19 protein-coding genes are annotated in these 26,575 nt (G+C 67.7%); 7 read left to right on the top strand and 12 right to left on the bottom strand.

The window, feature by feature from the left end; translation table 11 throughout:
* Window positions 1-144 precede the first annotated feature (144 nt).
* Together I6A60_RS11450 and I6A60_RS11445 are read left to right on the top strand one after the other, a co-directional pair.
* Entirely contained in the window at window positions 145-294 is a 150-nt protein-coding gene (locus I6A60_RS11450; RefSeq protein ID WP_203020621.1) for a hypothetical protein, read from the top strand.
* 295 nt (window positions 295-589) lie between these two features.
* On the top strand, window positions 590-1,108 hold the full coding sequence (locus I6A60_RS11445) for a hypothetical protein (RefSeq protein ID WP_203020619.1): 519 nt from the start codon (window positions 590-592) through the stop codon (window positions 1,106-1,108).
* A gap of 1,061 nt (window positions 1,109-2,169) precedes the next feature.
* On the opposite strand, the gene I6A60_RS11440 is transcribed toward I6A60_RS11445, so the two are convergent.
* The 5 genes from I6A60_RS11440 to I6A60_RS11420 all read right to left on the bottom strand — a co-directional run bounded on the left by I6A60_RS11440 (window position 2,170) and on the right by I6A60_RS11420 (window position 8,264).
* Complete coding sequence (locus tag I6A60_RS11440; protein WP_203020616.1) at window positions 2,170-3,390, bottom strand: CHAP domain-containing protein; 1,221 nt, start codon at window positions 3,388-3,390, stop codon at window positions 2,170-2,172.
* Window positions 3,391-3,670: 280 nt separating this feature from the next.
* Window positions 3,671-4,492 carry a cutinase family protein gene (locus I6A60_RS11435; protein ID WP_203020614.1) on the bottom strand — a complete coding sequence of 274 codons (822 nt, stop codon included), beginning with the start codon at window positions 4,490-4,492 and terminating at the stop codon, window positions 3,671-3,673.
* A gap of 154 nt (window positions 4,493-4,646) precedes the next feature.
* A complete protein-coding gene (locus I6A60_RS11430; protein ID WP_203020611.1) occupies window positions 4,647-5,615 on the bottom strand; it encodes a hypothetical protein in 969 nt (322 codons plus the stop codon).
* 622 nt (window positions 5,616-6,237) lie between these two features.
* Window positions 6,238-7,038, bottom strand: a complete 801-nt coding sequence (locus I6A60_RS11425; protein ID WP_203020609.1) for a hypothetical protein — start codon at window positions 7,036-7,038, stop codon at window positions 6,238-6,240.
* Entirely contained in the window at window positions 7,035-8,264 is a 1,230-nt protein-coding gene (locus I6A60_RS11420; protein ID WP_203020607.1) for a hypothetical protein, read from the bottom strand. Before I6A60_RS11420 ends, I6A60_RS11425 begins: the two co-directional genes overlap by 4 nt.
* Window positions 8,265-9,526: 1,262 nt before the next feature.
* Between I6A60_RS11420 and fxsT the strand changes: the two genes are divergently transcribed.
* From fxsT to I6A60_RS42790, 3 genes are all read left to right on the top strand, one after another.
* Complete coding sequence (gene fxsT, locus I6A60_RS11415) at window positions 9,527-11,938, top strand: FxSxx-COOH system tetratricopeptide repeat protein (protein WP_203020605.1); 2,412 nt, start codon at window positions 9,527-9,529, stop codon at window positions 11,936-11,938.
* Between the two features lie 451 nt (window positions 11,939-12,389).
* Complete coding sequence (locus I6A60_RS11410) at window positions 12,390-12,683, top strand: DUF167 domain-containing protein (RefSeq protein WP_203020625.1); 294 nt, start codon at window positions 12,390-12,392, stop codon at window positions 12,681-12,683.
* Window positions 12,684-12,729: 46 nt separating this feature from the next.
* Window positions 12,730-12,861: a hypothetical protein gene (locus tag I6A60_RS42790; protein ID WP_255545208.1), complete on the top strand. Its 132-nt coding sequence runs from the start codon at window positions 12,730-12,732 to the stop codon at window positions 12,859-12,861.
* 243 nt (window positions 12,862-13,104) lie between these two features.
* Here I6A60_RS42790 and I6A60_RS11405 read toward each other — a convergent pair whose 3' ends face one another.
* Window positions 13,105-14,553: a GDSL-type esterase/lipase family protein gene (locus tag I6A60_RS11405; RefSeq protein WP_203020604.1), complete on the bottom strand. Its 1,449-nt coding sequence runs from the start codon at window positions 14,551-14,553 to the stop codon at window positions 13,105-13,107.
* 584 nt (window positions 14,554-15,137) lie between these two features.
* On the opposite strand from I6A60_RS11405, the gene I6A60_RS11400 reads away from it, so the two are divergent.
* Entirely contained in the window at window positions 15,138-15,884 is a 747-nt protein-coding gene (locus I6A60_RS11400) for a DUF429 domain-containing protein (RefSeq protein ID WP_203020602.1), read from the top strand.
* 387 nt (window positions 15,885-16,271) lie between these two features.
* Here I6A60_RS11400 and I6A60_RS11395 read toward each other — a convergent pair whose 3' ends face one another.
* The 4 genes from I6A60_RS11395 to I6A60_RS11380 form a co-directional block, all read right to left on the bottom strand.
* Complete coding sequence (locus tag I6A60_RS11395) at window positions 16,272-16,535, bottom strand: hypothetical protein (RefSeq protein ID WP_203020600.1); 264 nt, start codon at window positions 16,533-16,535, stop codon at window positions 16,272-16,274.
* Window positions 16,528-19,794, bottom strand: coding sequence for an FtsK/SpoIIIE domain-containing protein (locus I6A60_RS43460; protein ID WP_203020598.1), 3,267 nt, complete (start codon window positions 19,792-19,794; stop codon window positions 16,528-16,530). Before I6A60_RS43460 ends, I6A60_RS11395 begins: the two co-directional genes overlap by 8 nt.
* A gap of 455 nt (window positions 19,795-20,249) precedes the next feature.
* Window positions 20,250-20,774, bottom strand: coding sequence for a hypothetical protein (locus I6A60_RS11385; RefSeq protein ID WP_203020596.1), 525 nt, complete (start codon window positions 20,772-20,774; stop codon window positions 20,250-20,252).
* A gap of 190 nt (window positions 20,775-20,964) precedes the next feature.
* Window positions 20,965-22,011 carry a DUF6884 domain-containing protein gene (locus I6A60_RS11380; RefSeq protein ID WP_203020594.1) on the bottom strand — a complete coding sequence of 349 codons (1,047 nt, stop codon included), beginning with the start codon at window positions 22,009-22,011 and terminating at the stop codon, window positions 20,965-20,967.
* A 1,331-nt stretch (window positions 22,012-23,342) separates the two neighbouring features.
* Between I6A60_RS11380 and I6A60_RS11375 the strand changes: the two genes are divergently transcribed.
* Window positions 23,343-23,525: a hypothetical protein gene (locus I6A60_RS11375; RefSeq protein WP_203042424.1), complete on the top strand. Its 183-nt coding sequence runs from the start codon at window positions 23,343-23,345 to the stop codon at window positions 23,523-23,525.
* A gap of 16 nt (window positions 23,526-23,541) precedes the next feature.
* Here I6A60_RS11375 and I6A60_RS11370 read toward each other — a convergent pair whose 3' ends face one another.
* Window positions 23,542-23,775 (bottom strand): hypothetical protein, encoded by a 234-nt coding sequence (locus tag I6A60_RS11370; protein WP_203020590.1) that lies wholly within the window; start codon window positions 23,773-23,775, stop codon window positions 23,542-23,544.
* Window positions 23,776-23,787: 12 nt separating this feature from the next.
* On the bottom strand, window positions 23,788-26,487 hold the full coding sequence (locus I6A60_RS11365) for an HAD-IC family P-type ATPase (protein ID WP_203020587.1): 2,700 nt from the start codon (window positions 26,485-26,487) through the stop codon (window positions 23,788-23,790).
* Between the last annotated feature and the right edge of the window lie 88 nt (window positions 26,488-26,575).

The following is a 26,575-nucleotide window of genomic DNA, read 5'->3' as shown; positions in this document are numbered from 1 at the left end:
GCACAAGGATCTCCGATCACGCCCCCGCTAGCCAACCCGCCTCGGGCAGGTGTCTCACCCGAGACTGACACAGAGGGCACGGGTGAAGGCAAGACCCTCCTGGCTCTGTTGCTCGCCGACTATGCCCTAGACCAGGGGCGGTCTGTGGCTTACCTGGCTGGCACCCGCCAGCTGGCGGAGCGGGTTAAGGACGAGGCCGCGGAGCGAGGGCTGGAGGTCGTCCGGTTCGCCGCGAGGGACTACGGCGCGGCGGCAAGCTCGATGACTATCACCAGGCCCAGGCTGTGGGCGTGATGAACTACTGGGTCTACTTCAACAGCAGGCCGCTCCCGCAACCCGCAGACCTGGTCATTGGCTCTGGTAGCAAGTTCTGGATCTGGCGCCGATCTTGTGGAGCTTCCGGCTCCATTGCCGATCAGGTGGGCAGGAGGGCGTGCTTGCGGAGCAGGTCGACGCCGAAACGCCTGCACATCCGCCTTTTTGATGGTCTCGGTTTCTCCGTGTGCGCCGAGCTGTAAGGTGCGGCAGAGATCCGGCTCCTCGGATGTGCGTTGGCGCGTTTGGCCTCGGGCCGGGACACTCAGCTGCCGTGGACCTGGGGATCTTTGGCTTCGGGCGGTTCTTCCTGGTCGGCATCGAGTCGGTTCGGCAGGCGCACGGGCCACGTCTGGCGAGGCTCGCTGGCCGTCCGTTGACGGGGTTCGCGGTGGTGCGCTTTGTCGAGGACTGGGAGTGGTTCACTGACTGCCCGGTGGTGCTGGACTTCGACGGTGTCCAGGTGGAGGTGTGCCACGACAAGTTCGACGAGCTCTCGGTCGGCTGGGACACGATCGACACGGCGGCGACCATCACCGGGTGGGAGTCGTCCGAGTCCACGCCGCAGTGGTCGGGCAGGCATGAGGACCTCAAACCGTTCGTCGGTCAGGAACTGCGTGAGGTCGCGCTGCTTGAATGGCGGCCAGCCGAGCACGCCCTGGCAGCTGGAACTGTGGCGGTGGAGTTCCCCTTCGCGGGGGGTCGTCTGGAGATCTTCAATGGTCTCGATGAGAACCGCATCGAGGTCGGTGTGGCCCATCCGGACTACGTCCGACACCGGCTGGACCGCTGAGCGCTACTGGCCACCTTCGTCGACGCCCGTTCGAGCTCGGACCGGCAGCCGGACGGCCTCCCGCCCCGCATGCGATCTGTTCCCCTGGTCACGTGGCGAGGAGGACGCGTTTGCGGAGCAGGTCGAGGTTGGCACGGCCGTACATCTGTCTTTTGATCATTTTGATGCGGTGACGTGGCCTTCGACGGGGCCGGGGCCGTGGGGCAGGGTGAGACCGGCGGTGACGGATGAGTCGGCTGAGCGGGCTGTGCGTTTGGCCGGCTGTCATGTGATGTTCCCGTGTGACCACTGTCGTCGTGGCCCGTGAGCGTTTCCTCTGGATCTGGCGCCGATCTGGTGATCGAAGCGGCACCGGTTTGATCAACTGTTGCTGACTGGGTGCGATCATCGTGCTGGTGTGACCTCCTTGACCTTGGGGTCGTGCTGCCGCACCTCGCGCTCGTGATTCTTGACGGTGTTGAACGCGTGGCGAGTGGCTTGCCGCTGCGTGTTCGGGCACGGGCCGGGCAGGCGACCTGCCCGCGGTGCGCGGCGGTATCGGCCCGGGTCCACGGGCGTTATCGGCGGCAATTGGTGGACATGGCTCTCGGTGGTGCGGGTGTCTTGAGCGATCTGCTGGTCCGGCGGTTTCGGTGCGGTGGGGCGGACTGCGCGGTGGTGACGTTCGCGGAGAAGGTCGACGGGCTGGCGAGCCCCCATGCTCGGTTAACGCCGCCGGCGGTGGAGGGTGCGTCCGGCCTCGGTAGAGAAGTCGCCGTGGTGCCCAGCCGCAGCCTGCGTGGGGGTGCATCGACTCACGCGGGGCCGGCGGCTATCGCCGGCGGCTCGGGCGCGCCGCCGGCTATCGCTGGTGTTGTGGGGACGCCAGGGGCGGGTCAGGCCGGGACGCCGTGGAATGACCCACGGTTGAATCGATGCGACCCGCGCTTAGCGTCAACTTCCGTTCCGGGGCCTCCTACAGTTGGCCCGCTCGATCCGTGCCGGCTCCCTCGCGAACTTGAAGGGCCCCTCGGCGCTCCGCGAGTACCTTGACCGGATCCAGCACGCGGTCGATAAAGGTGTCAGCCATGGTGCCAGTAGCCGGCAAAAGTTCCATTGACCCAGTTCGACGGGTCGAGGCTGATCCCTGGCGTCGTATGAGCGTTTTGTTCGTATAGCTTTCCGTTGTACCAGATGGCCACGTGACCGGCATCCCCGGCGACTTTGGTCCAAGACCACACAAGGATGTCGCCTTGCTGGTAGGCCCCAGCGCCCTGGTGCCACGTCCAGCCGTTATTCGCTAGAACAGCCCCCGACTTCTGACCCTGCTGATATGTCGACGCGTTCCATTGCGTGAGACTGATTCCGTAGACCTCGCTCAAGTAGTGCACAACCAAGGTGACACACTGTGGGCCCCATGGTGAATTGATCTCTGAGCCGGCCGGATGCGCAGCGACAAAATTGTCAAGCGCCGAATTTGAGGCGCCTCCACCGTTCGCACCCGTAATGCGGCCAGTCACGATGGACCAAAGAGCAACGCCGCTGTTGCTGTAGAGCACTAGGTTGCCGTCGTCCTGCATGACCAGCCGATTAGCGCTACCAGTGCCATCGGTTCCCGCGTTCCACACCGCGCCGCCCGTGCTGCTGTTCTTGCCAGCCGGGTATTGCACCAGGTTGCCGTCGGACTGCACGGTCACGTAGTTGCCCGTGCCTCCGGCGAACGTGGCCCATGTGTACCCATTCGGCCCGTACACGACGAAGTTGCCGTCTGCCTGCTCGTCAGCGTGATACTGGCCGTTCCCCGACCACAGAGACTGCCCAGAATTCAACGACCAACCAGCCCCGAGAGTGTCCGTCGAGTTTCCTGGGATCCGGCCGGTCACGCTTGACCAGAGGGCGACGCCGCCTCGCGTGTAGAGCACTAGGTTGCCGTCGTCCTGCATGACCAGCCGATTAGCGCTACCGGTGCCATCGGTTCCCGCGTTCCACACCGCGCCGCTCGTGCTGCTGTTCTTGCCAGCCGGGTATTGCACCAGGTTGCCGTCGGACTGCACGGTCACGTAGTTGCCCGTGCCTCCGGCGAACGTGGCCCATGTGTACCCATTCGGCCCGTACACGACGAAGTTGCCGTCTGCCTGCTCGTCAGCGTGATACTGGCCGTTCCCCGACCACAGAGACTGCCCAGAATTCAGGCTCGCGCCGACGCTCAATGTGTCGGACGCACTTGCAGACGCCGCGGTCCCTACCAGTATCGAAGCGGCGACGACGAGGACGCCGAGGAGCGCAACCGCAAGCCGTCGCATCGTGGCTCGCGCCATTGATGCCCGAGGCATTATTGACAATCGCCTCCCCTGATGCCGGGTCCGTCGGTTTCGGCCGCGCATTTGCGGCTCCGGTAGTGAGTAGTGCATTACTTCTCCTTGCCGCTCGCCGAATCCCGATCGGATCATCGACAGCCCGGCGATTTTCCTAATAATCTTCAGCCGAATCGGAGGGGTCAGGTGGTCGTTTGCAGATCGCGAACGTGCCGACCTTGAGAAGGCGAGCGTGTCCGGCGGGCCGCGGGTTATGGCGGCCCAGGGGTCAGAAGGTCGGCAGCGGAGCCCAGCCGAGCCGGGAACGAAGGATCGGAGCGGCCTGTGCGCCGGCTTCCGGAATCCATTTCGCTGGGTACTTGGCGTGCGTTGACAGCGGCCCGGTGAGGCGCGCGGGGTTCCTGCTGCAGATGCCGTCGTCTGCGTCGCACCAGCTGCCGGTCCGGTTGACAAGGTCGGTGGGTAGGTAGGGCTGCCGGGCCCCGAGTACACCACCCGTGCAACCCGCGCTGCCGCGTGCCGAGGAAGCGCGGTGCCCGTTGATGCAACCCGGGTTGAATCGAGGATCGCCGAAGAGGGCTACGTAGCCGATCTGGTCTCGGACGCGCTGGTCGACCGCGGTGATCGCGTAGCCGACGACCTCCGCTCCCTGGGAGTAGCCGCCGAGCAGGTAGACCTCGTTGGGGCAGGTGGCCGACCGCTTCTCGAGATAGGTGGCGAGCTCAGTCGCGCCGATGCCGACGCTCGCGTAGTAGCCGTTGAGGCCGCTGAGAATCCCCCAGTCGGCCATGCCGACCGCAGGGTACTCGCCCCGCTCGAGGGTGTTGTCGCCGTCGATGTTCCCGAGGTCGACCTGCTGGAATGGAAGGCCGCCGAGCTTGTTCTGCACCGCATGGTAGAAGGAACTCGACTCGGCGCTCTGGAAGTTCACCGAGCCCTGTGATCCGCGCGCGAAGATCGACAGGACGCCGCCGTTCACGCATCCTGGGTCGGCGGAGCTCGCTGGGGCCGCGACGACGCTGAGCCCGAGGAGGACGAAGAGCAGGCTCAGCAGGCCGCCGAGGCGGGATGCCAGCCCGTGGTTTTTCATCTCAATGCCGTCCGATCGTGTCGATGGGTCGATGTCAATAAGTGCGCTGGAGGCGAACGAGGAATTCGCGGCCGACAATCGGCTAATCACTTCGGCGAGGCGAGATGAGATGATCTCTGAACTTAGGTGACAGCCCGGTCGGTCGAGCGGAGCATTAGCTCGTCGGCTCGGCCCACTGAACTCCGTACCGGAGCCCTTGCCGGAGGCTGTGGAATTCTGTGGCGATTTCGCCGACGGAATCGACGGCGAGCCGGTCGTCATTGGGAATGAATTCGTCGGCGACCCGGCCGGGAATTCCATTCAGTCGCCACACGGTGTCCGGCAGGCTGTCGGTGCCGAAACGGACCTTGAGCGTGAAACGGTCGACCCGTCGGACCGGCGATAGCAGGTAGTACGGCTGGAAGCGGCTGCGCGGGTAGGCGGTGAACTCCACCGAGTACTCGTGGCGTTGGCCGAGTTGCAGCGGCTGCGGGAGGCGGATGACGAAGCTCGCGTAGGTCCGCCCAGGCCGGCGTACCTCGGTGATCTCTCCGCCGTGGACGACCTCGGCCTGGATCTCGTCGAGGTCGTCGTCGGGCTCGCCGCGCAGCGCGCCGAGACCCGCGACCACCTCGTCCAGTTCGTCGACGGCGGCGACGATCCGGCGCACCTCGAGGAGCTTTGGCACCGGGAGGTCAAGCCGGAGGCTGGAGCGCAGAGACTCGACGTACCAGCCGTCTGGAGCGAACCCGTTGTCCGGCTCCGGGACCGCGCCCCGCTCGCCGATGAGGACAGCGAGCGCCCGGAAACCCTCGTCCATGCGGCGACGCGCGGTTCGCGGGTCACGGTCGAACTGGCCGGCTGCCCATGCCATGCGTTCGTGCAGGAACTTCTGGTCGGTGCTCTCGTGCATCGCCAGCGCGGCGAGGACGGCGAGTCTGAGGTCCGCGGGCAGCCGGCCGCACAGCCCGGTCAGCTCGAGGGTCAGCTTTCGCCGAACGGTCCCGGGCTCGTCCGCCGCCGTGATCCCGCAGGCGCGGCGTAGGTGCGGGCCGATGCGGGCATGGAGGTCGTCGGCCAGCACTCCGCGACCGCGGCGGATCTCCCGGAGCTCGGCAGTGCATGACTCCAGATCGTCGGTCATGCGCTTCCCCCTTTCCGAGCCCGGGATCTCCGCTTTCTTCCAGGGCGAAGGCTACTACGTCCCGAGAATTCTCATCCAGGACAGTTGTCCCGAGTCGTCGGCACACGAGATGGCCACTTGACAAAAGGATGACAAAGCGACGGTTGCGTCATCCGGGCGCGGGCGCCGTCGTCAACGGGATCCGCTGGTTGGGGTAGTCGTGGGGGTGGCGACGCACGTCTCGTAGTAGCGGTCCGACGGGCGGTCGTAGCAGACGACGTTCACCGAGTCAACGGCGAGAAAAGGTGATCTCAGCTTAGTGGCCCACTGGAGGCCGTCGCCTCCGCAACCCACATGCAGGGCGAACTGGCGTCCGTACACCTCCCGGCGGAAACGGCCGGACGACGGGTCGTGCGGAACTGTGTGCAAAACGGCCCAGCCGGAGTATGTCGTCGACTGGTCGACGATCCAGACGCCTTCTATCGCGCGACCTGACGAGCAGTGGACTGACCCTTGGACCATCCGCGGACCTGCGTTCTCAAACCATCGAAAGAAGGCAGCTGCGCCGACGAGGAGAAGAACGGTCGAGAGGCCGAGCCACATCCACCGTGACCGCCACAGCGGAAACCTCAGGTGGGTATCATCACTCATTATCAGGAAGCCCCAGGAAACGCATCCCCGGGGGTGGGAAGAGCCGCATGACGGTGTCGTCGAGGAAGAACTCCCAATGGGCCTCTGCGTATCCCACGAGTGCATCGCTCCTGGCCCGCTGGCCTGCCATGCCCGGATTGAGCTCCACCAGGGCGTCCGTCATGTACCGGACCTCGTTCCGATTCGACTTCACCGAGTAGTTGACCAGGTCGGCAATCTCTTGGTGGCTGCGGGCGCCTATCGCGAGGGCACGCCAGACCCCGCGCCACAGCTGCTTGCCGAAAAGCAGCTCGCGCAGCGGGCGCTGCCCGGTAGGCGGCAGGTACGGGTCCAGCAGCGGATCGCGGTGGGCCTGGTGGCTGGCCGCGGCCCTGATAGCTGACACCAGCGGTGTCAGGTCCTTGCCGGTTTCCTTCGAGCAAAACGAACGTATCTGGAACTCCTCGTAGGCCAGCAGCAGATGCAGCTCGCGGCGGGCGTCTCCGGTCGTCCATGCCACGGCCCGCGGCCCGTCGCTGGCCGCCATTGCTTGGAGAACGGCGAGACCGGACAGCTGGAACTGCCGATCGTGCCGTAGCGAGATGGCGCCGGCTGCCCGGCGACGCGAGTAGTCGGACGCCAGACCGTCGTAAAGAAGATCGACGACCACCACGTCATACCGGTTCGCGGCGAGGAGCGCGCGAGCGTGGATCGGGTCAGGGCTGAAGTCCACCTCGAAGCCGAAATCGGCTTGGAGGTTGTTCCGGACGAGCGCGGCCAACGGCGCCTGGTCCTCGACGAGCAAGATCCTCACGGTCGGTCTCCCCGTTGTGTCTGGGAACGGTCGAGTTCCAGGGGAAGCGTGAGACGTACGGTCGTACGGTCCGCTGACCTCGGTAGGAGCCGAAGGTCACCCTGGTGATCTCTGACCCGGTGGCGGAGCCAGTGGATGCTGTTGGCCGCATCCTCGAACTGCTCGGCCGCGAAGCCCGGTCCGTCGTCGACGACGACGAGCGTGCACAGGTTATGACCGATCTCCAGTTCGATCCAGACGGTTTCGGCGCCGTGGACCACGGTGTTCTTGAGCAGGTCACCGAGAACGTCGTCGAGCACCAGCGCGATGTCCCGGGACAGAGTCACGCCGCCCACCCGCGGGAGCGCGGCGACCTTGATCGCCCGGGTGACCCGGCGGGCATGGAGGTTCAGCAACTGCGCGACGGACACGTTCGGCTGCGCGAGCAGGAGCGCGGCCCGCTCGTGGTTCACGGCCTCAGCCAGGTCGTCAAGGGCTTGGTCCGGGCCGTCCCGGCCAGGCTCGTTGAACTGCGCGCGGACGACGGCCAGCGACGTCTCCACACGTCCGTGCAGGTACCGGAAGATCCGTTCGTACTCTTCCCGAAGGGCGTCCAGCTGCGCGCGCGCTGCCGACCGGCAGAGGGCTCCGAGCGCCTTGCCGATCCCGTATGAGGTTGCAGTCAGCGACGCCGAGATGCCGGCGCTCGCCACGTTCGTCCCCGTGAGGTAACCGTGCGTCACGAACATGACGGCGAGCGGCGTCAGGACCGCAACGCCCACAACGATCAGCTGGACACCCGGTCGCAGAAAATCGCGTCTGATACTGATCCAAGGATAGAACGCGAACAGTGCGATGGGTGGACCAGAGTATCCACATAGCTGAGCGCACGCCGACTCCGAACCGTACACCCCGGGCGGAAGAACGTCGGCCACGGCGAACGACATGAGCACGATCCCGGCCAGATATATGGTCGCCCACATTCCGCCGAGCGGGAAGATTCCACCTTTCCGGTAGGCGGCGCCCGCCAGGAAGAGATGCAGGAGCGCGAGCAGGAGGAGTATCCGGGTCCCGCCGGGTCGGGTCTTTTCCAACAGCGCGGTGTTCGTCACGACGATGGCCTGGACGAGCAGGCCGACTGCCTCCAGGTTCCGCGCTAGATCCTGCGTCGTCCGCCGAGCGAATCGCTCCGTCAGCACAAGCGGCGTCGGGGGCCGGTTCAGCGGCCGAGCCTCGGGTTTCGTCATGGCCCGGTCATTGTCGCGCGGGCAGATCCGAGAGGACAGGACAGATGTCCTTTCCCGGTTGGCCGATCGCTGCTATGGCCGGACCCGGGACAGATGTCCTGGACGCACGCCGAGCACATTCGACAGCCTATATCTGGGCGCAATCGAATCTCGCCTGAACCCGTTCCGCGGATGGATAAAGTCTCCGTTTCTGTTGGGAGGTCCTGACTGTGGACACCGAATAAGTAGCCGTGGCGACAGCGGTGCGCCATGCCGGCCGACGAAGGGGCAGCACGCCAGGCCCGCGTGTGGCTCACCGCTGGCGCCGAGCGGAGCGAGCGTCACCAATGAGCCGCCTCCTCAGGCTCAGAACCAATGGCGCTCCACGAGCCAGTACAAAAGAGGGCGGAGCGTCGGCCGCTGATCCATGGCCGCCAGGCTGCCCGACATTCCCCCGAATAAAGGCCGGAGGCGATGCCAAGCCCTCTGGTTCCGGCGCCTGCACGTAGCACAGCGGGTGTCGCCATGGGTCTCGGGCAGGTCGGGTGCGCGCAGCGGCAGTAGCGGCGGTCGGCCCGTCGTCGCCCATGAGACGCCCCCGCCCGCGTGGACCGATGAATCAGACGATCACTTCGGATTCTATCTGTGACGGTCGTGGCACCGAGACCCCTACTCGAGGCCGACAGCCTCGCCGATTGGCTGAAAAGTCGGCCTGGGTCGGGGTTCTGCCACGACCGATCGGGTGCCAACCCCGACTGCGCGCGCCGGCGGGAACCGCCGGGCGCGCGGCGGGGTCCATGACATCGCCAGTGGTTGCGAGTGCCGACCGCGACACGCAGATGTGGTGCCGCTCGGCCGCGCAGTCTTGTCAACCGGAAGCGAAGAAATACAGGCTGAGGGCGGCCTGAGCCGGCCCGACCCTCTCGGTCCAACCGTCGAAGGTCTTGCCGGACCCGCTGTGATCTGCAGTTGCCTGGAAAACGTCGGGGATCCGGACGGCATGACGTTGGGGGCGGCTGTGCGGGCGAAGGGGTATCGCCACGGGGCCGAGTAGCGGCGGCGGCCGGATCGGTCCGGCCTTGATCGCCGAGCGGGCTCGGTGATCTCGTCGGCCCGACGGCAGGCTGGGCGCCGCGCAGCCCGGGACCACGCCATCTCGGCGCGGTCTGCGTGGCTGGTGGCCGGTCGCGCTCGCGGCAGCGGTCTCAGGTGGTACTGGCCGTCCAGGTGCGCCCAGGCTGGCATCCTGTGTGGCTATGGGCACGGGGGCTCGGGGTGGGTCGGTGGATTTCTTCGTCTCGTATACGGGCGCGGATGAGGCGTGGGCGACCTGGGTCGCCGAGGTGTTGGAAGCCGAAGGTGCCTCGGTAGTGGTGCAGGCGTGGGACTCTCCGGCGGGGGAGAACTTCGTGTCCTGGATCAGCGCCCAGATGCAGGCCGCGGGGCGGACAGTCGCGGTGTGTTCGACGGCGTATTTCGCGTCGCACTGGTGTACCCAGGAGTGGACCGGGGCGCTGGCCGACCGGAAGCTGACCCCGCTGAGGATCGAGGCCTGTTCGATTCCAGCGGTCCTGGGGACGATCGGCTACCGGGACCTGTTCGACCTCGACGAGCCGGCCGCTCGGCGGCGGCTGTTGCAAGCCGCCGGCGTGGAGCACCCGGCGCGAGTCTCGACCGGTTTCCCCACCGCGCCTATGGCGGTCGGGCCGGGGGTGGCGGCGACGTTCCCGGGCCGGCTGCCGCCGGTGTGGAACGTCCCGCCGCGGAACCTCCTGTTCACCGGCCGTGACGTGCTGCTCGACGGCCTGCGTGGGCAGTTGGCCCGCGGGTCGGGGCGAGTCGCGGTCGCCGCGCTGCAGGGCGCGGGCGGTGTGGGGAAGTCGCAGCTGGGGTTGGAGTTCGCCTGGCGGTATGCCGCCGACTACCAGCTGGTCTGGTGGATCGATGCGGAAACGCCGCTCGCCCTAACAGCCGGCCTGGCCGCGCTCGCCACCGTCCTGGGCCTCGCCACCGGCGAGGTGCCAGAGCGGGCCGCCGCGGCGCTGGCCGAGCTCGGCCGTCGCGAGGACTGGTTACTGATCTACGACAACATCCCCGCCCCGACCACCCTGGCGCGGAGGCTGCCCCCGCCCGGCGGGCAGCTTCTCGTCACCTGCCGCGACCCAGGGATAGGTCGGGTCGGCGTCGAGCTGGTCGAGATCAACGAGTTCAGCCGCGGCGAGTCGGTGGCCCTGCTACGCCGCCACATCCCGAACCTTCCCGACGAGGAGGCCGACCAGATCGCCGCCACGGTCGGGGATCTGCCGTTGGCCGTCGACCAGGCCGGGGCGTTCCTGCGGACCGGTATCAGCTCGGTCGACTATCTGGCCCTGTTGGCCGCCCAACCCGCGCTGGTGCTGGCCGACGAGACGCTGCACCACCCCGGACTCGCCGCCACCGTCACCGCCGCCCGCGACTGCCTCGCCGCCGGCCACCCAGCGGCGGCCGAGCTGTTGGACCGGCTGGCGTTCCTCGCCCCCGAAGCGATCCCGCTGACCCCCAGCTCGCCGGCCGGGACACCAACCCCACCCGGCAGACTCGCCGCCGCCGACCCGTACGCCCTGGCCCGCATGATCGACGCGATCAGCCAGCTCGCGCTCGCCCGACGCATCGCCACCGCCCTGCAACTCCACCGTCTCGTCGCCGCGCTGCTGCGCGCCCGGCTCACCGCCGATCAGCAGCGCACCGCGATCGCCGGCGCTGTTGAGCTACTGGCCACCGCCCACCGTGGCGTCCCGGCTGACCCCGTCGCGTGGCCGTCCTACGCAGCCCTCACCCCGCACGTCCTGGCCGCGGCCAGCCACCTGACAGACCTGGCCGACCTCGCCGAACCTGAAAGGTTCCGCAGGCTGCAGTACGACACCTGCCAGTACCTCAACCAGACCGGGCACCACCGCACCGCCCGCGCTCTCGCCGAGGCCGCTCGGACCCGCTGGAGTGCCACCCTCGAACCCGACCACCCCGACAGCCTGAACATCACGACCGCCCTCGCGACCGCCCTCGCCGCCCTCGGCGACCTCCACGCGGCGCGGGCACTGAACGAGGACACCCTGACCCGCCGCCGCCGGCTGCTGGGCGACGACCACCCCGCCACTCTGACCTGCGCGGACAATCTCGCCATCCGGCTCGCCGTCCTCGGCGAGCTGCGGGCCGCCCGGACGCTGGCCGAAGACACCCTGACCCGGCGGCGACGGGTTCTCGGCGACGACCACCCCGACACGCTGACCTCGGCGAGCAACCTCACCGGCGTGCTGATCCGCCTCCGGAAGTCACGGGCCGCCCGAACGCTGGCCCAGGACACCCTGACCCGCCGGCGGCGGGTCCTCGGCGACGACCACCCCGACACCCTGGCCTCGGCGAACAACCTCACCGGCGCGCTGATCGTCCTCGGCGCCCTGCAAGCCGCCCGGACACTGGCCGAAGACACCCTGACCCGCCGGCGGCGGGTCCTCGGCGACGACCACCCCGACACCCTGGCCTCGGCGAACAACCTCACCGCCGTGCTGGTCGACCTCGGGGAGCTGCGGGCCGCCCGGACACTGGCCGAGGACACCCTGACCCGCCGGCGGCGGGTACTCGGCGACGACCACCCCCACACCAGGCGCAGCGACGGGCTGCTCCGCCGGATACGGGAGCAAACCGAACCTTCGTCGTGACTGGCGATGAAGGTGTTCAGCCAGCGACCGAGCGCAGCCCGTCGAGGCGGGGGTGGGCGATGGAGGCCCGCCGCGGACGCATCATGCGCCGATTGTGCCGGCGACCAGGACATGGTGGATCTGTTCGGACAGGTCACCCCGACTTCCGGGGCGACGTGCGGGGGCCCGTTACAGTGACGGCCGTGGACGCTACGACCGGTTCGCCTGTGCTGGCCTGGCAGCTTGGGCTGCCGCGCAAGCGGATGGCAGCCGCGGTGACCGCGACAAGGACACCGAGATCCTCACCCTGCGCCACCAGATCACCGTGCTGCAACGCCAACTCAACGGCCAACGCATCCAGTTCCAGCCCGCCGACCGCGTGCACCACCTGGACCGTGAGTGGGCCGCGCGGGCCGGTGCCCGGCGCGGCGCGTGCCCGGGCGGGGGCTGCACCATCGCGATGACGGGGTGTGTGCGGGTGACGATCAGAGTGCGACCGGGGGCCAGCAGGACCGCCGTCGGCGGTGAGCTGGGCGGCCCGGGCGGCGAGCCGAGCCTGGTGGTGCGTGTCTCAGCGCGGGCGGTCGACGGAAAGGCGACCGAGGCGGCGCTGCGCGCACTAGCCGACGCGCTCGGCCTGCGCCGTGCCGATGTGTCCCTCGTACACGGCGCCACGAGCCGCACGAAGCTCGTGGAGATTGTCACGTCGCCGGCCGATGAGCCCGCGCTACGCGACCGCCTGACCGCCCTGCGCCAGCGCCGTTGACCAGCGCATACCGTCGACCGGTCGCCCGAACCGGCAGTTGCATCACATGGTCGAACTTCGGCCGCGAGGCCATCACGCCGCCGGCGATGTCGAGGTGGATATCGCGTTCGGCGACGCCGACGCGCAGCCGCGCGTCGACCTGGTGGTCGTTCTGTTCGCGGTCGAGACTCGTGCGTAGCCGATCAGCACCGCGTCGACAGCAGCCGGTCGCGATGTTTGTCGACATTGAATTTCGACGCGGGCTGTCGACACCCTGTGAGGGATCTACGGGTGGCTGTCGCCCAGTGTCGACAGACGACCATTTGCCGACAGGACTCCAGACGTCCGCATGCCCGTGAGCGGAGCAGTCCGTCGTTGCGCTTGCGGCCCTGAGACGGAGCGGCCCGACCGCGACGCGGTGGGGCCGCACCGTCGACGGGCCTCAGAAGTTCGGGATCGAGATGGTGAGCCCTGCGTAGTGGGCCTTGATGTAGCTGGCGACAGTCGTCGCCATTGCATTCTGGCCGTTCTTGGTCGGGTGGGCCGAGCGGTTGGGGTCCGACACGTACGGGATGGAGTTGACCCAGCTGTCGCCCGTGCACAGTTCGTGGCCGCTCAGCGCGTTCAGCGTCGAGACGTACTGGACGTGATCGTCTGCGGGCATCGACTGCACCACCGACCTGATCTGGGAGTCCAGGCCGCTGGCCAGCGTCCGCAGCGCGACGCGGTGCGTGCCATCGATCCAGGGGCAGCGGATGCCGGACGTCACGCCGTTGCCCATGATGTTCGGGTAGCCGACCACGAGGATCTGGGCGTTCGGTGCGGCGGCGTGAAGGGCCGCGTAGGCCGCCTTCAGCTTGGCGGGCAGGTAGAACGCGGCAGCCAGGCTGGCGAGTCCGATCGCGGTGCTGCACCCCGCGCCGTGGCCGTTGAGACGGCAGGCCGCGACGACCCCGGCGAACCCGATGTCGTTGCCACCCATGGTGATCGTGATGAGGTCGGGTGAAGGATCTTTTGCCACCATCGCCGTGATCTGGCCGGCTTCGCCCTTGAAGGAACGGGTCAGAGCGTCTGTTGTCGCGCCCGAGCAGGCCAGGAACGCCTCGAGACCGAGACCGGTCGCGGCCGCCACGGCGCGCGGCCATGCGACCTGGCTGCGATGGCACGAACCGGGTGCGTTGTTCCCTAGCCCGCCGTTTTTGTCGGTGCCCGAGTCGAACGGCGCGTTGCCTTCGCCGGAGGAGTACGAGTCGCCGAGGGCAACATATGTGGCTGGCCCAGCAGCCTGGATGGCCGAGTTAATCGCCTTCTGCAGGCCCGCGGTGTCGCTCGCCGAGTAGTACTGGCCGCCGGTGGCATGGGCGATGCACGAAAGCTCGTCCTCGGCGCTGCCATCGGCTCGGAAGCCGACGGTGTAGGCGGTGAACGCGGTGTTCGCGGAGGCAGCTAGTTGCTGGGCGACCGGGCAGGGATCGCCGCAGGTGCTTTCACCGTCGCTGACGAGAATGACCACGCGGTTGGCGATGCCTGCAGGGAAGTCGGTCACTGCGGCCCGCAGTGCGTCTGGTGTCGGAGTTCCCCCGTTGGCGACCAACCCGTCGATCGCCGCGCGCATGGCGTCACGGTTGTCGGTGCCGGATGGCACGAGGAGTTGACCACCGTCGCCGCAGTCGCCAGCGAAGCTACGAAGGCTGGCGGAATCTGTCGAGCGCAGCCCATCGACACTAGAAGTCAACGCCGCCTGCGCCTGACCGAGCGGGGCGCCCGCCATGGAACCGGAAACATCGACCACCAGCGCCACCGCCCGCGTCGGCGTCGCTGCTGACGCCGCTGACGCCGCTGTCACGAGACTTGTCATCGTCGTCGCGAGGACGGCCACCACCGCCACCATCCGGCGAGACCCTTGTCGGTGAGTACCGCGTTTGAGGAATGACACACGTCGACCCACGCCTCTTCTCCCCCCCAAGAAAGACGCCGCGCCTGTTGCGCGGCTCCGTGAGGGTAGCGAGGCGGAATACGTAATCACGGAAGAGAGCGCCAAGGCCAGGGTTCTGTTGTCGAAATATTGATGGCCTGATGGTTCGATAGGGTCCTTTGTAAACCCTCTGGAAAGCGGCTCGCCGATTGTTCGGCTCCGAAAATATGTCCGGAAAGCGAAATTCGTCCAGAAATCAGTACTGGGGCAGGGAAAGATATCAGGGATAGGAACCTCCCGTAGAGGCACGCACCGTGGTCGCCGGCTACCCTTAGAACCCGCCTGCGGGTCGGCCGTATCGCGCTGACCGCCTGCAGACCTGCTGCGCCGTGTCGATCTCGTCCCGCGGTTCTAGACGTCATAGGGCAGAGGGATCGGCAATGGGTCTGACGATCACGGCCCGACACGAGAAGAGTTGCGCGTGATCGGCGGGCTTCGGTGGAGACAACCGATCTGACCTGATCGTCTATGGCGTCGGACTTGAGAGCTACGGTGATCGCGTGCGGACGGTGGGAGTGGACTTGGCGGCCGAGCCGGCGCGGACGGCCGTTGCCCACCTCGACTGGACGGCTCACGCCGCTGTGGTGCGGGCCGTCACGCTCGGCGCCAACGACGCCACGGTGATCGAGGCAGTCCACACCGCGGACAAGAGCGGGATCGACTGCCCGTTCGGCTGGCCGGAACCGTTCGTCGCTTTCATCGACGCCCACCGGTCGGGCAACGTCGCCGTCCCCGCCGACATCGCCGGCAGAGACTGGCGCCGCCGCCTCGCCTACCGGGCGACCGACCTGGAAGTCCAGGCAGCCACGGGAATCTGGCCGCTCAGCGTCGCCGCAGACCGGATCAGCCACACGGCGATGCGCTGCGCCGGTCTACTCGCGGCCCTCGCCGACCAGGGGGAACCAGTCGACCGAACGGGGACCGGCACTGTCGTCGAGGTCTACCCCGCCGCGTCGCTCGCCCGCTGGGGACTGCCTCACCGCGGCTACAAACGGCCCGAGAACATCGCTAACCTGCAAAGAGTCGTCGACGATCTTCAAGCCACAGCACCGTGGCTACAGCTTGGTGATCACGAAACGCTCTGCCGCCGCTCCGACGACGTCCTCGACGCCGTCGTCGCGGCCCTCACCGCCCGCGCCGCCGCCCAAGGCCTCACCACCCGCCCGGGCTCTCAACACCACCCCGCCGCCGCGTCCGAAGGCTGGATCGCCCTACCCACCACCTCACTCACCGCCCTCGCACCGTAGCCAGACAAAAGCCAGATCCACCAGCGCCACAACCGATCCCAGCAGGCTCGACCTCAGCGACAAGACGCAGCCCGCGCCAGCTAGCAGGTTCGCTCCGGGCCGTGTGAGCACAGGACCCCAGCGCTCTGTCCTGCCCTCGGCCATCACCGAGTGATCGCGACCGTCAAACGGACAAGAAGCACCGACCCTGACGCACGAGAATCGCAGCATTGCCAAGCGACAGGCCGGCTGGTGCACATTCCTGCCTCCGCAGACTTGGGTGATCGCCACGCTGTGGCCCATCGGTGACCAGCGCGCCGGCGAAATCTGCCTTGATGGACAGCCGGAGTGGCCGTAGCGGCGCAGGGCGTGGCTTGGCCGCAGCCGAACTCCGTCGGCCGGCAATCGCTACCGGCGGAGCTGTTCCAGGTTCGTTGCGATTTTCTGCACGTCCGTGATGTGCTTATGGCGGAGCTCGTTGCCCAGCCGGACGGCCATCTTGACGACGTTCGCGAAGTCCCGCTCGAACTCCGCTCGTTCCTTGCCGCTCCAGCCGGTCGCCTCCAACGCGCGTTGCATCTGGCGTGCGAGCTTGTCAAAGTCGGCCGCGGAGGCTGACAGTACCCGGGCGAACTGGCGCAGCCGATCGGGGTCGGCGGTGATCTCAGCCATCAGCGGCCTTCCTGTTTGGCGATGGCGGCTGGCTGGCGAGTATGTCGGCGAGCCACTCGGCCGAAGGAAGTCCGAAGGTCAGCGCACGGGTCTCGATCCCGCGCTCGTCATTGCCGATCACCAGCTGTCGGTCGCGGATCTCGGCGGCGCGGTCGGAGCCGAGAAGGGAGTGCGAGTCGTCGGCGGACATGTGCCCAGCGATCCGCCAGCCGCATTCGCGGATCATGCGCGGCGACAGCCGCCGTGACGCGCCGCCGACGGTGTCCGCCCAGAAGATGACGTGCACGCCCACCTCGGGGCCGTCCCGTAGGACGTTCTCCAGAGCGTCGGCGAGTTCTTGGTCCGCGTCGAGCGAGCTCATCTCGGCGTCGAGATCGCGCGCCCGGTGCACGCCGAACAGGAAGGCGAGCCGTGCCTGGCGCAGCGCGTCGTCGCTGTCCACGCGGTCGGCGACCTCGGCGGCGAGCTCGGTGACCAGCGCGGCGAACGCGCGCCGACGACGCAGGGTGATTCGACCACTGCCCAGCAGCGCCTGCAGCACGTCGTCGAGGCCGTCGTCGACGGGCAGGAAGTCGATGACGTCGATCTGCGCCTGGCTCTGCGCTGCCGAGGCGACCGCGGCGGTCAACAGACCGTAGGCCGGCCCGTCGCTCGGGCTCATCCCGTCGCCACCAGGATCACGCAGGACGGCGAGGACGTTCGCGCCAGCCTCCCTGCGCAGCTCCAGGTCGGCCGTCCCCGCGGTCGCCATGGGTACTCCGACACGCAGCCGGATCGGCGCCCTGCCCGTCGCCGCCAGCTCCTCGCGGAAACGGCCGGCGGGTATCCGGTCGAGCGGGACGGCGGCGTTGCCCTCGAAGATCGTGGGAAGGCGGGTAAATCCCATGGCGTCCGCCTTAGCCCGCAGGCGCTGCAGCCTGACCAGCCGGTCCTCGTCGCTCAGGAGCGCGCCACGGAACCGCTCGTTCGCTTCGACAGCGCCGGCACGCGAGTTGAGGATTCCTTCGCCATGGCCAGACAGATACTGGCCCGCGTCGTTCTTCTCGCCCAGCACACGGTGCGCGTCCGCCTGTGTCGCCGCCAGCAGGATCCTCGTCGGGAGCAGCTGGGGTACGTGCGCACCGAGCGCGTCGAGACCGTCGAGGCTCTGCGAGCCGAGCAGTACATGCACGCCGAAGCCGCGGCCTTGTCGAACGACGTGCTCCAGCAGGTCCGCGGCCTTCAGCCCGAGCCTGTCGTTGCGGGCGAGAAGCACCTGGAACTCGTCAAAGACGAGTAGGACACGCGGCAACGCCTCGCCCGTCGTCTCGCGTAGCGAACGGAGCCCCGAATGACGGCCGCCGGTCGCCCGGAACAGCTCACCGCGACGCGACAGTTCGCCCCGCAGTGACTCCAGCACACTGATACCGAACTCGCGGTCGGACTCGATCGCGATGACCCGCGCATGCGGGAGCTTCTCCGCCGCGTAGTGCTTGAACTCGACGCCTTCTTTGAAGTCGACCAGGTAGAGCTCCAGCTCGTCCGGGCCGTACAGCGTCGTCAGGCCGGCGAGGTAGGTGTGCAGCAGCGTCGACTTGCCCGACCCGGGCCGGCCGACCAGCAGCGCCCCATACTGATCCTCCGAGTCAAACCCGAGTATCGCCGCCTCGCGGGCGCCCTTCTGGCCGATCGGCGCGAAGATCCCTCGGGTGCTGTCGACCCTCCACCAGGTGCTCAGATCGTCGACCTCGGTACTACCGACCGCTGGTGATAGCTCGGTGCGTAAACCGCGGTTCGCCATAACGTTGAACAGTCCGAAACTTTTGGTGAACGTGACGGCCTGCTCGGTCCTGTTGATGACCTGCCGCCCGACGGAGTCGATGATCCGGCGTGCGACCGGCCCGGCGCCCGCGTCCGTCTCCGGGCTCAGGAGCATGCGGAGCTTGTAGCCGTCGTGCTCAAGCACGAACGGGTTGCCGAAGTAGATGCGCAGGGCGTCAGCCGTGGCGAGGTCCAGATCCACCCCGTGGGGCACCGCGACCGCTGCATTGACCAGCACCAGCGTCTGGACGCCGCACCGCGGCCCGTTCTCCACGATCGAGCGCAGCAGTCCCGCGGCCCGCTCCGTTAGTCCGGTCGGAACGTCGAACAACACCAGCAGCCGGTAGGGCTCCGCGACCTCTCCGGCCGCGGCGTTGAAGTCCTGGATCGAGTCGAACTCGGTACGGAGATACTTCTGGATCACGAGCTCTATGTGCGCGGTGAGCTCAGTCAACCGTGCCGTCAGGTCGTCCGGCGTCGACCAGACCTTACCGCCGATGAGGTCGGCGTCGTACTCAGCCAGCTCCAACAGGCTGGCGACCGACTGGCCGAGGCCCACCGGGTCATACAGGCAGAACCGCAGATCCGCAGGTTTGGTCACGGCGAGCAGCCGCAGCAGGTATGACCGTGCGAACCCAAGTGCTTCGTCCCGGTTCGCTGGCGTGTAGATGATCTGGGTGCTCTGCCGGCCGGAGAGGAAGAAGGGGATCTCAGCCGAGGATCCGAGGCTGGCGTCGTCGCCCAGCTCGGGGTCGTCGAGCGTCGTCAGAATGCCCGCGTAGACGCTGTCGGTGCCACGGTGTGCCGGCCCGGCGGCCCATCGCTCCCACGCCGGGTTGGTCCAGGGGCGCCACGGCGCCGGCAGCAGGTCGCGGGCCAGCTCCGCCGCCTCCCCTGCCGACACGAGTAGCTCAACGGCACGGGCCCGATCCTGCGCCAGCAGCTCGGCGGCCTCAGCCTCGGCGGCACGCAGCGGCCGGTCCAACATCGTGATCAGCTCGCGCAACCGGGTGATCCGCGCGGCGTAAGACCCGAGCGCCTCGGCCCCGGCCCGGCGGGCGATGCCACCGAAGGTCTTGATGCGCGCTTCTTCAAACTTCCGGCGCGCCAGGGCGAGATCGTTGTCGAACGCTTGGCCGATGTCGTCCCGCAGCACCCAGGCAGAACCGTTGCGCCGCAGCCAGGCGAGGTCGGCGATCGGTATGAGGTAGGAGCGGGTGCCATCCGGCTTGACTCCGGACTGCCGGGTCACCTCGCCGAGGCTTTGCTGGCGTTGCTGGATCGCGACGCGGATGGCGTCGACCTGCGCCCGCACGTCGCCCAACCGCTCCGTCGTGCGCCGTGCCGCACCGCGCAGCAGCGCCCGCTGGCTGGCTATTTCCAGTTCGTAGGCCTGAACGCGCTCGACCAGCTCGTCGACAGGAACCGAGAGCGGGAGGGCGGTCTCTTCAGATCTCACAGTCTTCCCCCGAGGACGTGGTCGTAAGCCCCACCGTTCAATCCTGACGGATAGTCAACGGTCGGCCGCCGGCAGCCCCACACCTGTCGACGGACGGTGGCCACCAGGTGCCTCTTGGTTAGGCTCAGGGGGCGCCGATTGGGTGCAGACGCCGGGTTGCGGCGTGCATGAGTGGTGCCGCGCGGCACTGTTGCGCTGGCCGAGGCGACGGACGGTCGATCTGTTTGGGAAGGTTCTCACCCCTCGGAACGACACAACATCAGAGAACGTGGCTGTTCGGGCAGCTACAAGCTGTTCGGCCTCGTCGACCAAGGGCGCCTCGACGGCCACGGGCCAGGATCTCCCCGCGCAAGCTGACCCGGTTCCTGCTCACCAGGCCCGACGCGCTCACCGACAGCGAGCACGACCGGTTCGACGAACTCACCACCGCCTACCGCAGATGATGACTGTCCAGCTCAGCTGACGGTTTGCCCGGGTAGCCAGACGCGGACGCCGAGGCCGCGAAACCGGTCCGGGTCGTCGCGGATGGCGTGGAAGTTGCGTCGGGTGAACTGCAAGGTCTCATCTTGGCGCAGGTGGCGTTTGCCGAGCGCTGCGCCGATCGCGGCCAGGCCGCGAGTCGGGAACACGAGCACCCCGACGACGGTGAACGACTCGAACAACACCAGCGCGTAGAGGTCGACCCCGTCGACACGGTCCACGAGGTGCTCGTTCACCCACGTCCCGCCCGGATTCGTCAGGCAGCGGACCTGGACTCGACTCGCGTCGTCCAGGACCAGGTCGTAGTCGGCCTGAACCCGGGAGGCAGCAAGAGCGCCGCCCAGCAGCGCCTGGACGAGGTGCTCAGCCAGTTCCGTCAAAGGATCACGGTTCGACGCCGTGGGCCCGAGGGCAGCGAGCAATGCCTGGCGGGCCGCCCGGTAGGTCGTCAACGCGTCGAGCAGCAGTCCGGTGCGGATGGGATCAACGGGTGTCGTCATCCACCGCTCTCACGTTCCCAGTCGACGCGGGCGCCGCGCCTTCTCGTGGTGCTTCGGGTCTGCCGTCGGGTCGTCGCGCCGATCGGAAGCACGACGCGGTTTCGGTCATAGCGGTGCCAGCGCGAAGACCACGAGCTGATGTCCAGGGTTGTCCGACACCTTGTCCAGAAAGGTTGGCCGTCGGGTGTTGCTAGCTGTCGCCTGGCTCATCAAAGGGCCTCCACGTGCGGCGAAGTTCTTCGAGTCGGAGGCGTAGCGGTGTCTGTGGACGCCCGCGAAGGTTGAGCGGCGGATCGAGGGCGTCCAGGACGGTGGCCTCGACCTGAGCGAGGCGGTCCGGGTCTTCAAAAGGGACGGCGGTGACGCGCAGGTGTTGCCTGATCCAGGCGTCGAGCGGCGCGGCATCCTTGTGTTCCAGGTCGAGCGCACCGCTCAAGGCTGCGGCCAGAGTCCTTCGGAGGGTGGAGAACTCGGCTCGGCCCCCGAGGTGCATACCGGCGATCCTGGTCCACAGGGTGTTCGCAGATCTGCGTCCGCTGGGCCATCGGGTCGCGCCGGCCTGACCGGCGTAGATCAGCCCGGGAGCGACGAGCTGACCGAGGCATGTCGTCAGGTCATGCGCCCCGGCGTAGTCGACCCACCAGCAGTAAAGCCCTGGCTGGCTCAACATCCGACGATCACCGGCGAGGAACTGAGCGGGGCTCCGGGGCCGCCCGGGATCAGCCAGGGCGGCCGCTACTTCCGTCAGTTCGTCGAGCGCGGGCAGACGCTCGGCGTTCGCCGATTGCTCGGCCGGTTGGGCATTGCTGTACCAGGAGAGCTGTTCCCCCATCGTCAGGTGACAGACCGGAGTCTCCAGCCGTGCGCCCAGGGCGGTCAGCGGTTCACGCAGCGGATCAACATAGGCCGCGCCCGCGTGGATCTCGATCAGCCGACCGCGGACGTCTCCGTAGGACACGGCCAGCTGCGCGGCGACGAAATGGCCCCAGGCTCGGCGGTATTCACGCGGCTGATCGGCCAGGTAGACGTCATACGGTCCGATCGCGTCCGCGGGGGCGAGCAGGCCGAATTTCGCGCTCAGGATGTACCAGGGCACGCCCGAGCGCTCAGCATGGCGGCGCCTGCTAGCGAACAGCGGACTGGCGAACAGATCAGCCGCCGGCATCGCCCGGGACTGTTTGGTCTTCACACAGCCGATCAAAACCAGGTCGGCTGCCGTCCCCGCGCTGCTGCTCATCCCGTCAGTCATCAGCTGTCGGCTCCGCTGCCGGCGCCGCGAACGCCGGCAGCGGAGCAGCGCGGTGCCGTACGAAAGTCACAGACCGCCCGATCTGCACCTGTTCGGTCCGGAACCCGGGCCAACCCGTCCGTTCGCCGCTCCAGAACGCGACATGGTTGTACGCCGACGGCGGTAGACCGCCGACCAGGGCATCCAACTCTGCCCACGCCAACGTCAGGGAGCCATCAACGCAGGCGAGACGCTCCCGTAAGGGCGACCACGTAGCCACGCGACGAGTCTGGCGTACACCTCCGACAGAAACAGGGCCTTCCTAGCGCACTGCCCCGACGGGGCTTCGGACCGGGCGGACCGCTCGGGCGGCACCGTCCGGTCTCCGCGGCGTCCGGAGGCCTGCGCGGTCCGATGGCGGCCCGCCTTCGGGCCGCATGCATTCGGGTTCGCTGACCCGCTAGTCTGGATCAGCGTGACCGTCTCGGTTGGATTCGCAGCTCTCGCTGTGCTCGTGGTGCTGGAGGGCATCCAGAGCGACTTGACGAGCGGCTGGCGTTTTCTCCTCAACCCCCACCGCCCGCGGTGAGGTCACACGGAAGCAGGGCAAAGACGGTCACGTCACAACCATCGGTAGCTCGATGGCGACGCCAGAATGCCCAGACGTCGAGGCCGGACGGCCCGCCGAGATGTGGCCGGTCGGGGCGCGTGGACGTCGCCGGTAAGCCCAGGACCGCTACACACAGCAACGGCGGTGCCGATATATCGACATCACCGTTGCGGCTCGGCGGCCGTCGCCGGCACGGCCGATGTGTGCTCATTGTGTGTACGGACGTCGCGGCACGATGCGGCACTCCGGAAACTTAGATGACAGCAAAATTGGCCGTGACGTGGACAAATGCGCATCGGGCGGTCCGCGCGAACACATAGAAACACCCCAATAGCCGACTTGTAATCGAAAGGTTAGGGGTTCGAGTCCCCTCACCGGCTCCGTGTGATGACTGGCAACCTCGCGTTTGCGACTGTTGCGAGTTCTGTGTGCGCACTGGTTCAACAGGGCTGGTCGTCCCCTGGCCGCACCGACAAGCGGTTGTGGCGGGTCGGTGCCGTCCCTGGCGTATGTGCGTGAAGGCCAGCCGCGGTCCTTCGCCCTCAATGCCTGGTCACCCCGTCGTGGAACCGTCTGGCTACCGATGTCGCCGACTCTTGAAAACCGGCTCTGTCGCAGATCTTGCGATGTCCCGAGCCCACCGCCAAAGCCTGCGGGCGCCCGCGGCGTCCAGAACGGGCCGCTGACGGTCCGCTTCCACCTCGACCGGCTGGCCGCCGCCGGTCTCGCCGTGTCCGGGCCGCGCCCGCGTTCGACCCCTGGTCGCCCCCGGGTCACCTACGCGCCCACCACCCCCGGCGACGACCGAGGCGGCTACGGGCAGCTTGCCGCCGCGCTCGCGGCGAACCTGGCGGACAGCCCCGGTGAGAAGGCCGCGCCGGCGGAGCGGGCCGGGCCGAGCCTGGGCCGATGAACGCTTCTCAGCACGGTCACCCGACGTCCACACCCGCCTCGTGCCCTTCGCCGAGCCCGGCCTGTGCGTGGCACAGCTGAGCACCCCGGGCGGACCGGCTCACGGAAGATCCGTCCCTGACGCCGCTGAAGTTGGCGTCATCACTCTCGACCAACTCCCGCACGCCCGCCGCCACGACCTGCATGAAGAACATCACCGCGAACGCGACATCCCGACCCGCCGCAACCCCAACCGCGTACCCGATACCCATGGCACAGGTGGATTAGGCCCGGAGTTTTCGGACTTCCCACAGCAGCAGGAGGCCGATGGCGGGGACCAGCGCCCAGGCGAATTCGCGGAGGTCGAGTTGGGTCGTTCCGAGCATGCGCCGCAACGCGTCCATCTGGGTCGTGAGCACGGCCAGCGCGAACTCGCAGACCGCCGTCCAGTTCAGCTGTCTGCTGTCGAAGGTGGCCGGTGTCAGCGTCGTATGCGTTTCGCTGCGGCATTCGAAGGCCGCCACGATCAGGCAGAGCGCGAATGACGTGAACGCGATCGAGTTGCCGATCTGGGTGCTCCCGAAGTGCGATTGGCCGAGTTTGCTCATCCCCAGCAGGCCGACGGTGATGGTCAGGCCGGCGACCAAGACCGTGACGATCAGCCGCGCGGTCAGCAGGGACTCGCCACGCGGGCGCGGCGTGCGCGTGAGGAGGCCGGGGCTTTCCTTGTCGAAGCCCAGCGCGAAGCCGAACGGGGCGTTGACGACGAAGTGGATCCAGAGGACCTGCGCGGGGGTGAACGGCTCGCCAGCAGCGATGTCGAGCAGGGTTGCCCCGAGGAATGTCAGGACGAATACGACCAGGAGGATGAGGACGAACCGGATGTACTTGGCGAGGTTGTCGTAGATCTTCCGACCTTGCTCGACCGCGTAGATGATCGTGGCGAAGTTGTCGTCGGACAGGATCAACCGGCCGGCATTTTTCGCCACCTCGGTGCCGGTCCCCATGGCGATCCCGATATCGGCGGCCTTGATGGCCGGGGCGTCGTTGACGCCGTCGCCGGTCATCGCCACCACGTCGCCGTTCCGTTTGAGCGTGTCCGCGAGGAGCACCTTGTGTTCGGGGGCGACCCGGCCGACGACGCCGATGGAGTCGATGCGGGCCAGGCGTTCTGACTCGGGCAGGGCCGCGAAGTCCGCGCCGAGGATGGCCTCGCCGCCGATGCCGACCTGCCGGGCGATGGCCGCGCCGGTGATGACGTCGTCGCCGGTCACCATGCGGACCCGGATGTGAGCGGCCTGCGCGTCGGCCACCGCCGCTTTGGACTCCGGGCGGGGCGGGTCGACCATCCCGACCAGGCTCGTCACCTGAAGGTCGGTGACGTAGGTGAGGAGGTCGCTGTCCGCGTCGAATTCGGCGGGATCGAGATCGCGGGTCGCGGCGGCCATCACCCGGTGGCCCGCCCGTTCGATGCGCTCCATCTCCGCGTGCGCGCGTTCGTTCACCTCGGCGTCCCACGCAATCGTCTTGCCGGCGGACAACACGGTGGCCGCGCGTCCCATCACGGCCGGCGCCGCGCCTTTCACAAAACACCGGACGACCGGCCGTCCCTCGGCGTTCACGGTCGACGCAAAGGTGGCCATCAACTTGTATGTGGGGTCGAACGGAAGGGTGGCGAGTCTGGGTAGCTGCTCGCGCGCGGCGTCGACATCCAGCCCGGCCTTGTGGCAGAGCACCATCAGGGCGCGCTCGGTGGGATCCCCGACAACCGTGCCGTCGACGAGGTTGGCGTCGTTGGCGACGAGATAGGGCAGGATCGCGTCGTCGATGTTGGGGGACGTGCCCGCGGCATGATGGACGCGGCCTTCGAGGCCGTAGCCGGTGCCGGAGACTGTGTACCGGTTGAACGGCGTGACGACTTCCACCGCGGTCATCTGGTTCATCGTGAGTGTGCCGGTCTTGTCCGTGTTTATAGCCGAGGTGAATCCCAGGGTCTCGACCGACGGGAGGTCCTTGACGATCGCGTTGCGTTTCGCCAGGTCGACAGCGCCGAGCGAGAGAATTGTCTGCGTCACCGTGGGCAGGGCCTCAGGGATGGCCGCGACGGCCAGCGAGACCGCGCTTACGAAAAGCGCATCCCAGGTCTCACCGCGGTGGTGGCCCAGGATGAACATCACAATCATCGTGAGACCGGCCGCGGCGGCAATCCACAGAGTGAGCCGGTTGAGCTCCCTCGTGAGGGGTGACTGCTCCCTGGCCGTCGCCGACAGCATGCGGGAGATCTTCCCGAACTCGGTGCCCGCGCCTGTGCCGGTGACAATCAGGGCTCCGCTGCCGTGCGTTACGGGGGTGTTCATGAAGGCCATGTTCGACTGGTCGCCCAGACCGAGCGGGCCGTCCGGCCGTGTCGCCGCGTCCTTGGCGGCGGGCATGCTCTCCCCGGTGAGCGCTGACTCGTCGATCTGCAGGGCGCTGGCCGCGATGATGCGACCGTCGGCTGGCACGCTGTCCCCCGCGGCGATGAGCACCACATCGCCCACGACGACGTTCTCGGCCGGAATCTCGGCCTCGCCTTCCGATCGCCGGACCCTGGCCGTGGCCTTCATCATGGACTTGAGGGCGTTGATGGCGCTTTCTGCCTTGCCGTCCTGCCGCAGGCCGACCACCGCGTTCAGTACCGTCAGCAGCGCGAGCAGTATCGCGGTGCTCCACTCCCGGATTCCCAGGGACACCGCGGCCGAGGCGACCAGAATTATCTGCATATAGTTGCGGTACTGGTCGATGAACCGCCGCCAGCCCGGTTTCGGTTTCTCCTCCGGAAGCGCGTTCGGACCGTTCGCGGCCAGTCGTTTCGCCGCTTTTTCGACGCTCAGCCCGACAGTCGGTTCCACCTCGAGGCAGGCGGCGGTCTCTTCGGCTGAGCGTGCGTACCAGTGGACGGCGTCAGGCGCGCTCGGGGAAGCGAGTGATGGCGGGATGGTCATCTGGATGCCTCCGGTCGGGTGGGTTCCGCCCGTGCGTCCTCGGCGATTCCGGCTCTTGGGCTATCTGGTCGCGGGACGCGGTGGACGC

It is taken from the genome of Frankia sp. AgB1.9, assembly GCF_016786355.1.
Classification (GTDB): Bacteria; Actinomycetota; Actinomycetes; order Frankiales; family Frankiaceae; genus Pseudofrankia.
The sequence above is the reverse complement of the archived record's forward strand: the minus strand, read 5'-3'. Positions and strand labels throughout refer to the sequence as shown.

Excerpts from the sequence above, each read along its gene's own strand:
- I6A60_RS11440 (WP_203020616.1), bottom strand. The coding sequence starts at position 3,390 with ATGCGACGGCTTGCGGTTGCGCTCCTCGGCGTCCTCGTCGTCGCCGCT.
- I6A60_RS11435 (WP_203020614.1), bottom strand. The coding sequence starts at position 4,492 with ATGAAAAACCACGGGCTGGCATCCCGCCTCGGCGGCCTGCTGAGCCTG.
- I6A60_RS11430 (WP_203020611.1), bottom strand. The coding sequence starts at position 5,615 with ATGACCGACGATCTGGAGTCATGCACTGCCGAGCTCCGGGAGATCCGC.
- I6A60_RS11420 (WP_203020607.1), bottom strand. The coding sequence starts at position 8,264 with ATGACGAAACCCGAGGCTCGGCCGCTGAACCGGCCCCCGACGCCGCTT.
- I6A60_RS42790 (WP_255545208.1), top strand. The coding sequence starts at position 12,730 with ATGGTCGAACTTCGGCCGCGAGGCCATCACGCCGCCGGCGATGTCGAG.
- I6A60_RS11405 (WP_203020604.1), bottom strand. The coding sequence starts at position 14,553 with ATGGTGGCGGTGGTGGCCGTCCTCGCGACGACGATGACAAGTCTCGTG.
- I6A60_RS11395 (WP_203020600.1), bottom strand. The coding sequence starts at position 16,535 with ATGGCTGAGATCACCGCCGACCCCGATCGGCTGCGCCAGTTCGCCCGG.
- I6A60_RS11385 (WP_203020596.1), bottom strand. The coding sequence starts at position 20,774 with ATGACGACACCCGTTGATCCCATCCGCACCGGACTGCTGCTCGACGCG.
- I6A60_RS11380 (WP_203020594.1), bottom strand. The coding sequence starts at position 22,011 with ATGAGCAGCAGCGCGGGGACGGCAGCCGACCTGGTTTTGATCGGCTGT.
- I6A60_RS11370 (WP_203020590.1), bottom strand. The coding sequence starts at position 23,775 with ATGGGTATCGGGTACGCGGTTGGGGTTGCGGCGGGTCGGGATGTCGCG.
- I6A60_RS11365 (WP_203020587.1), bottom strand. The coding sequence starts at position 26,487 with ATGACCATCCCGCCATCACTCGCTTCCCCGAGCGCGCCTGACGCCGTC.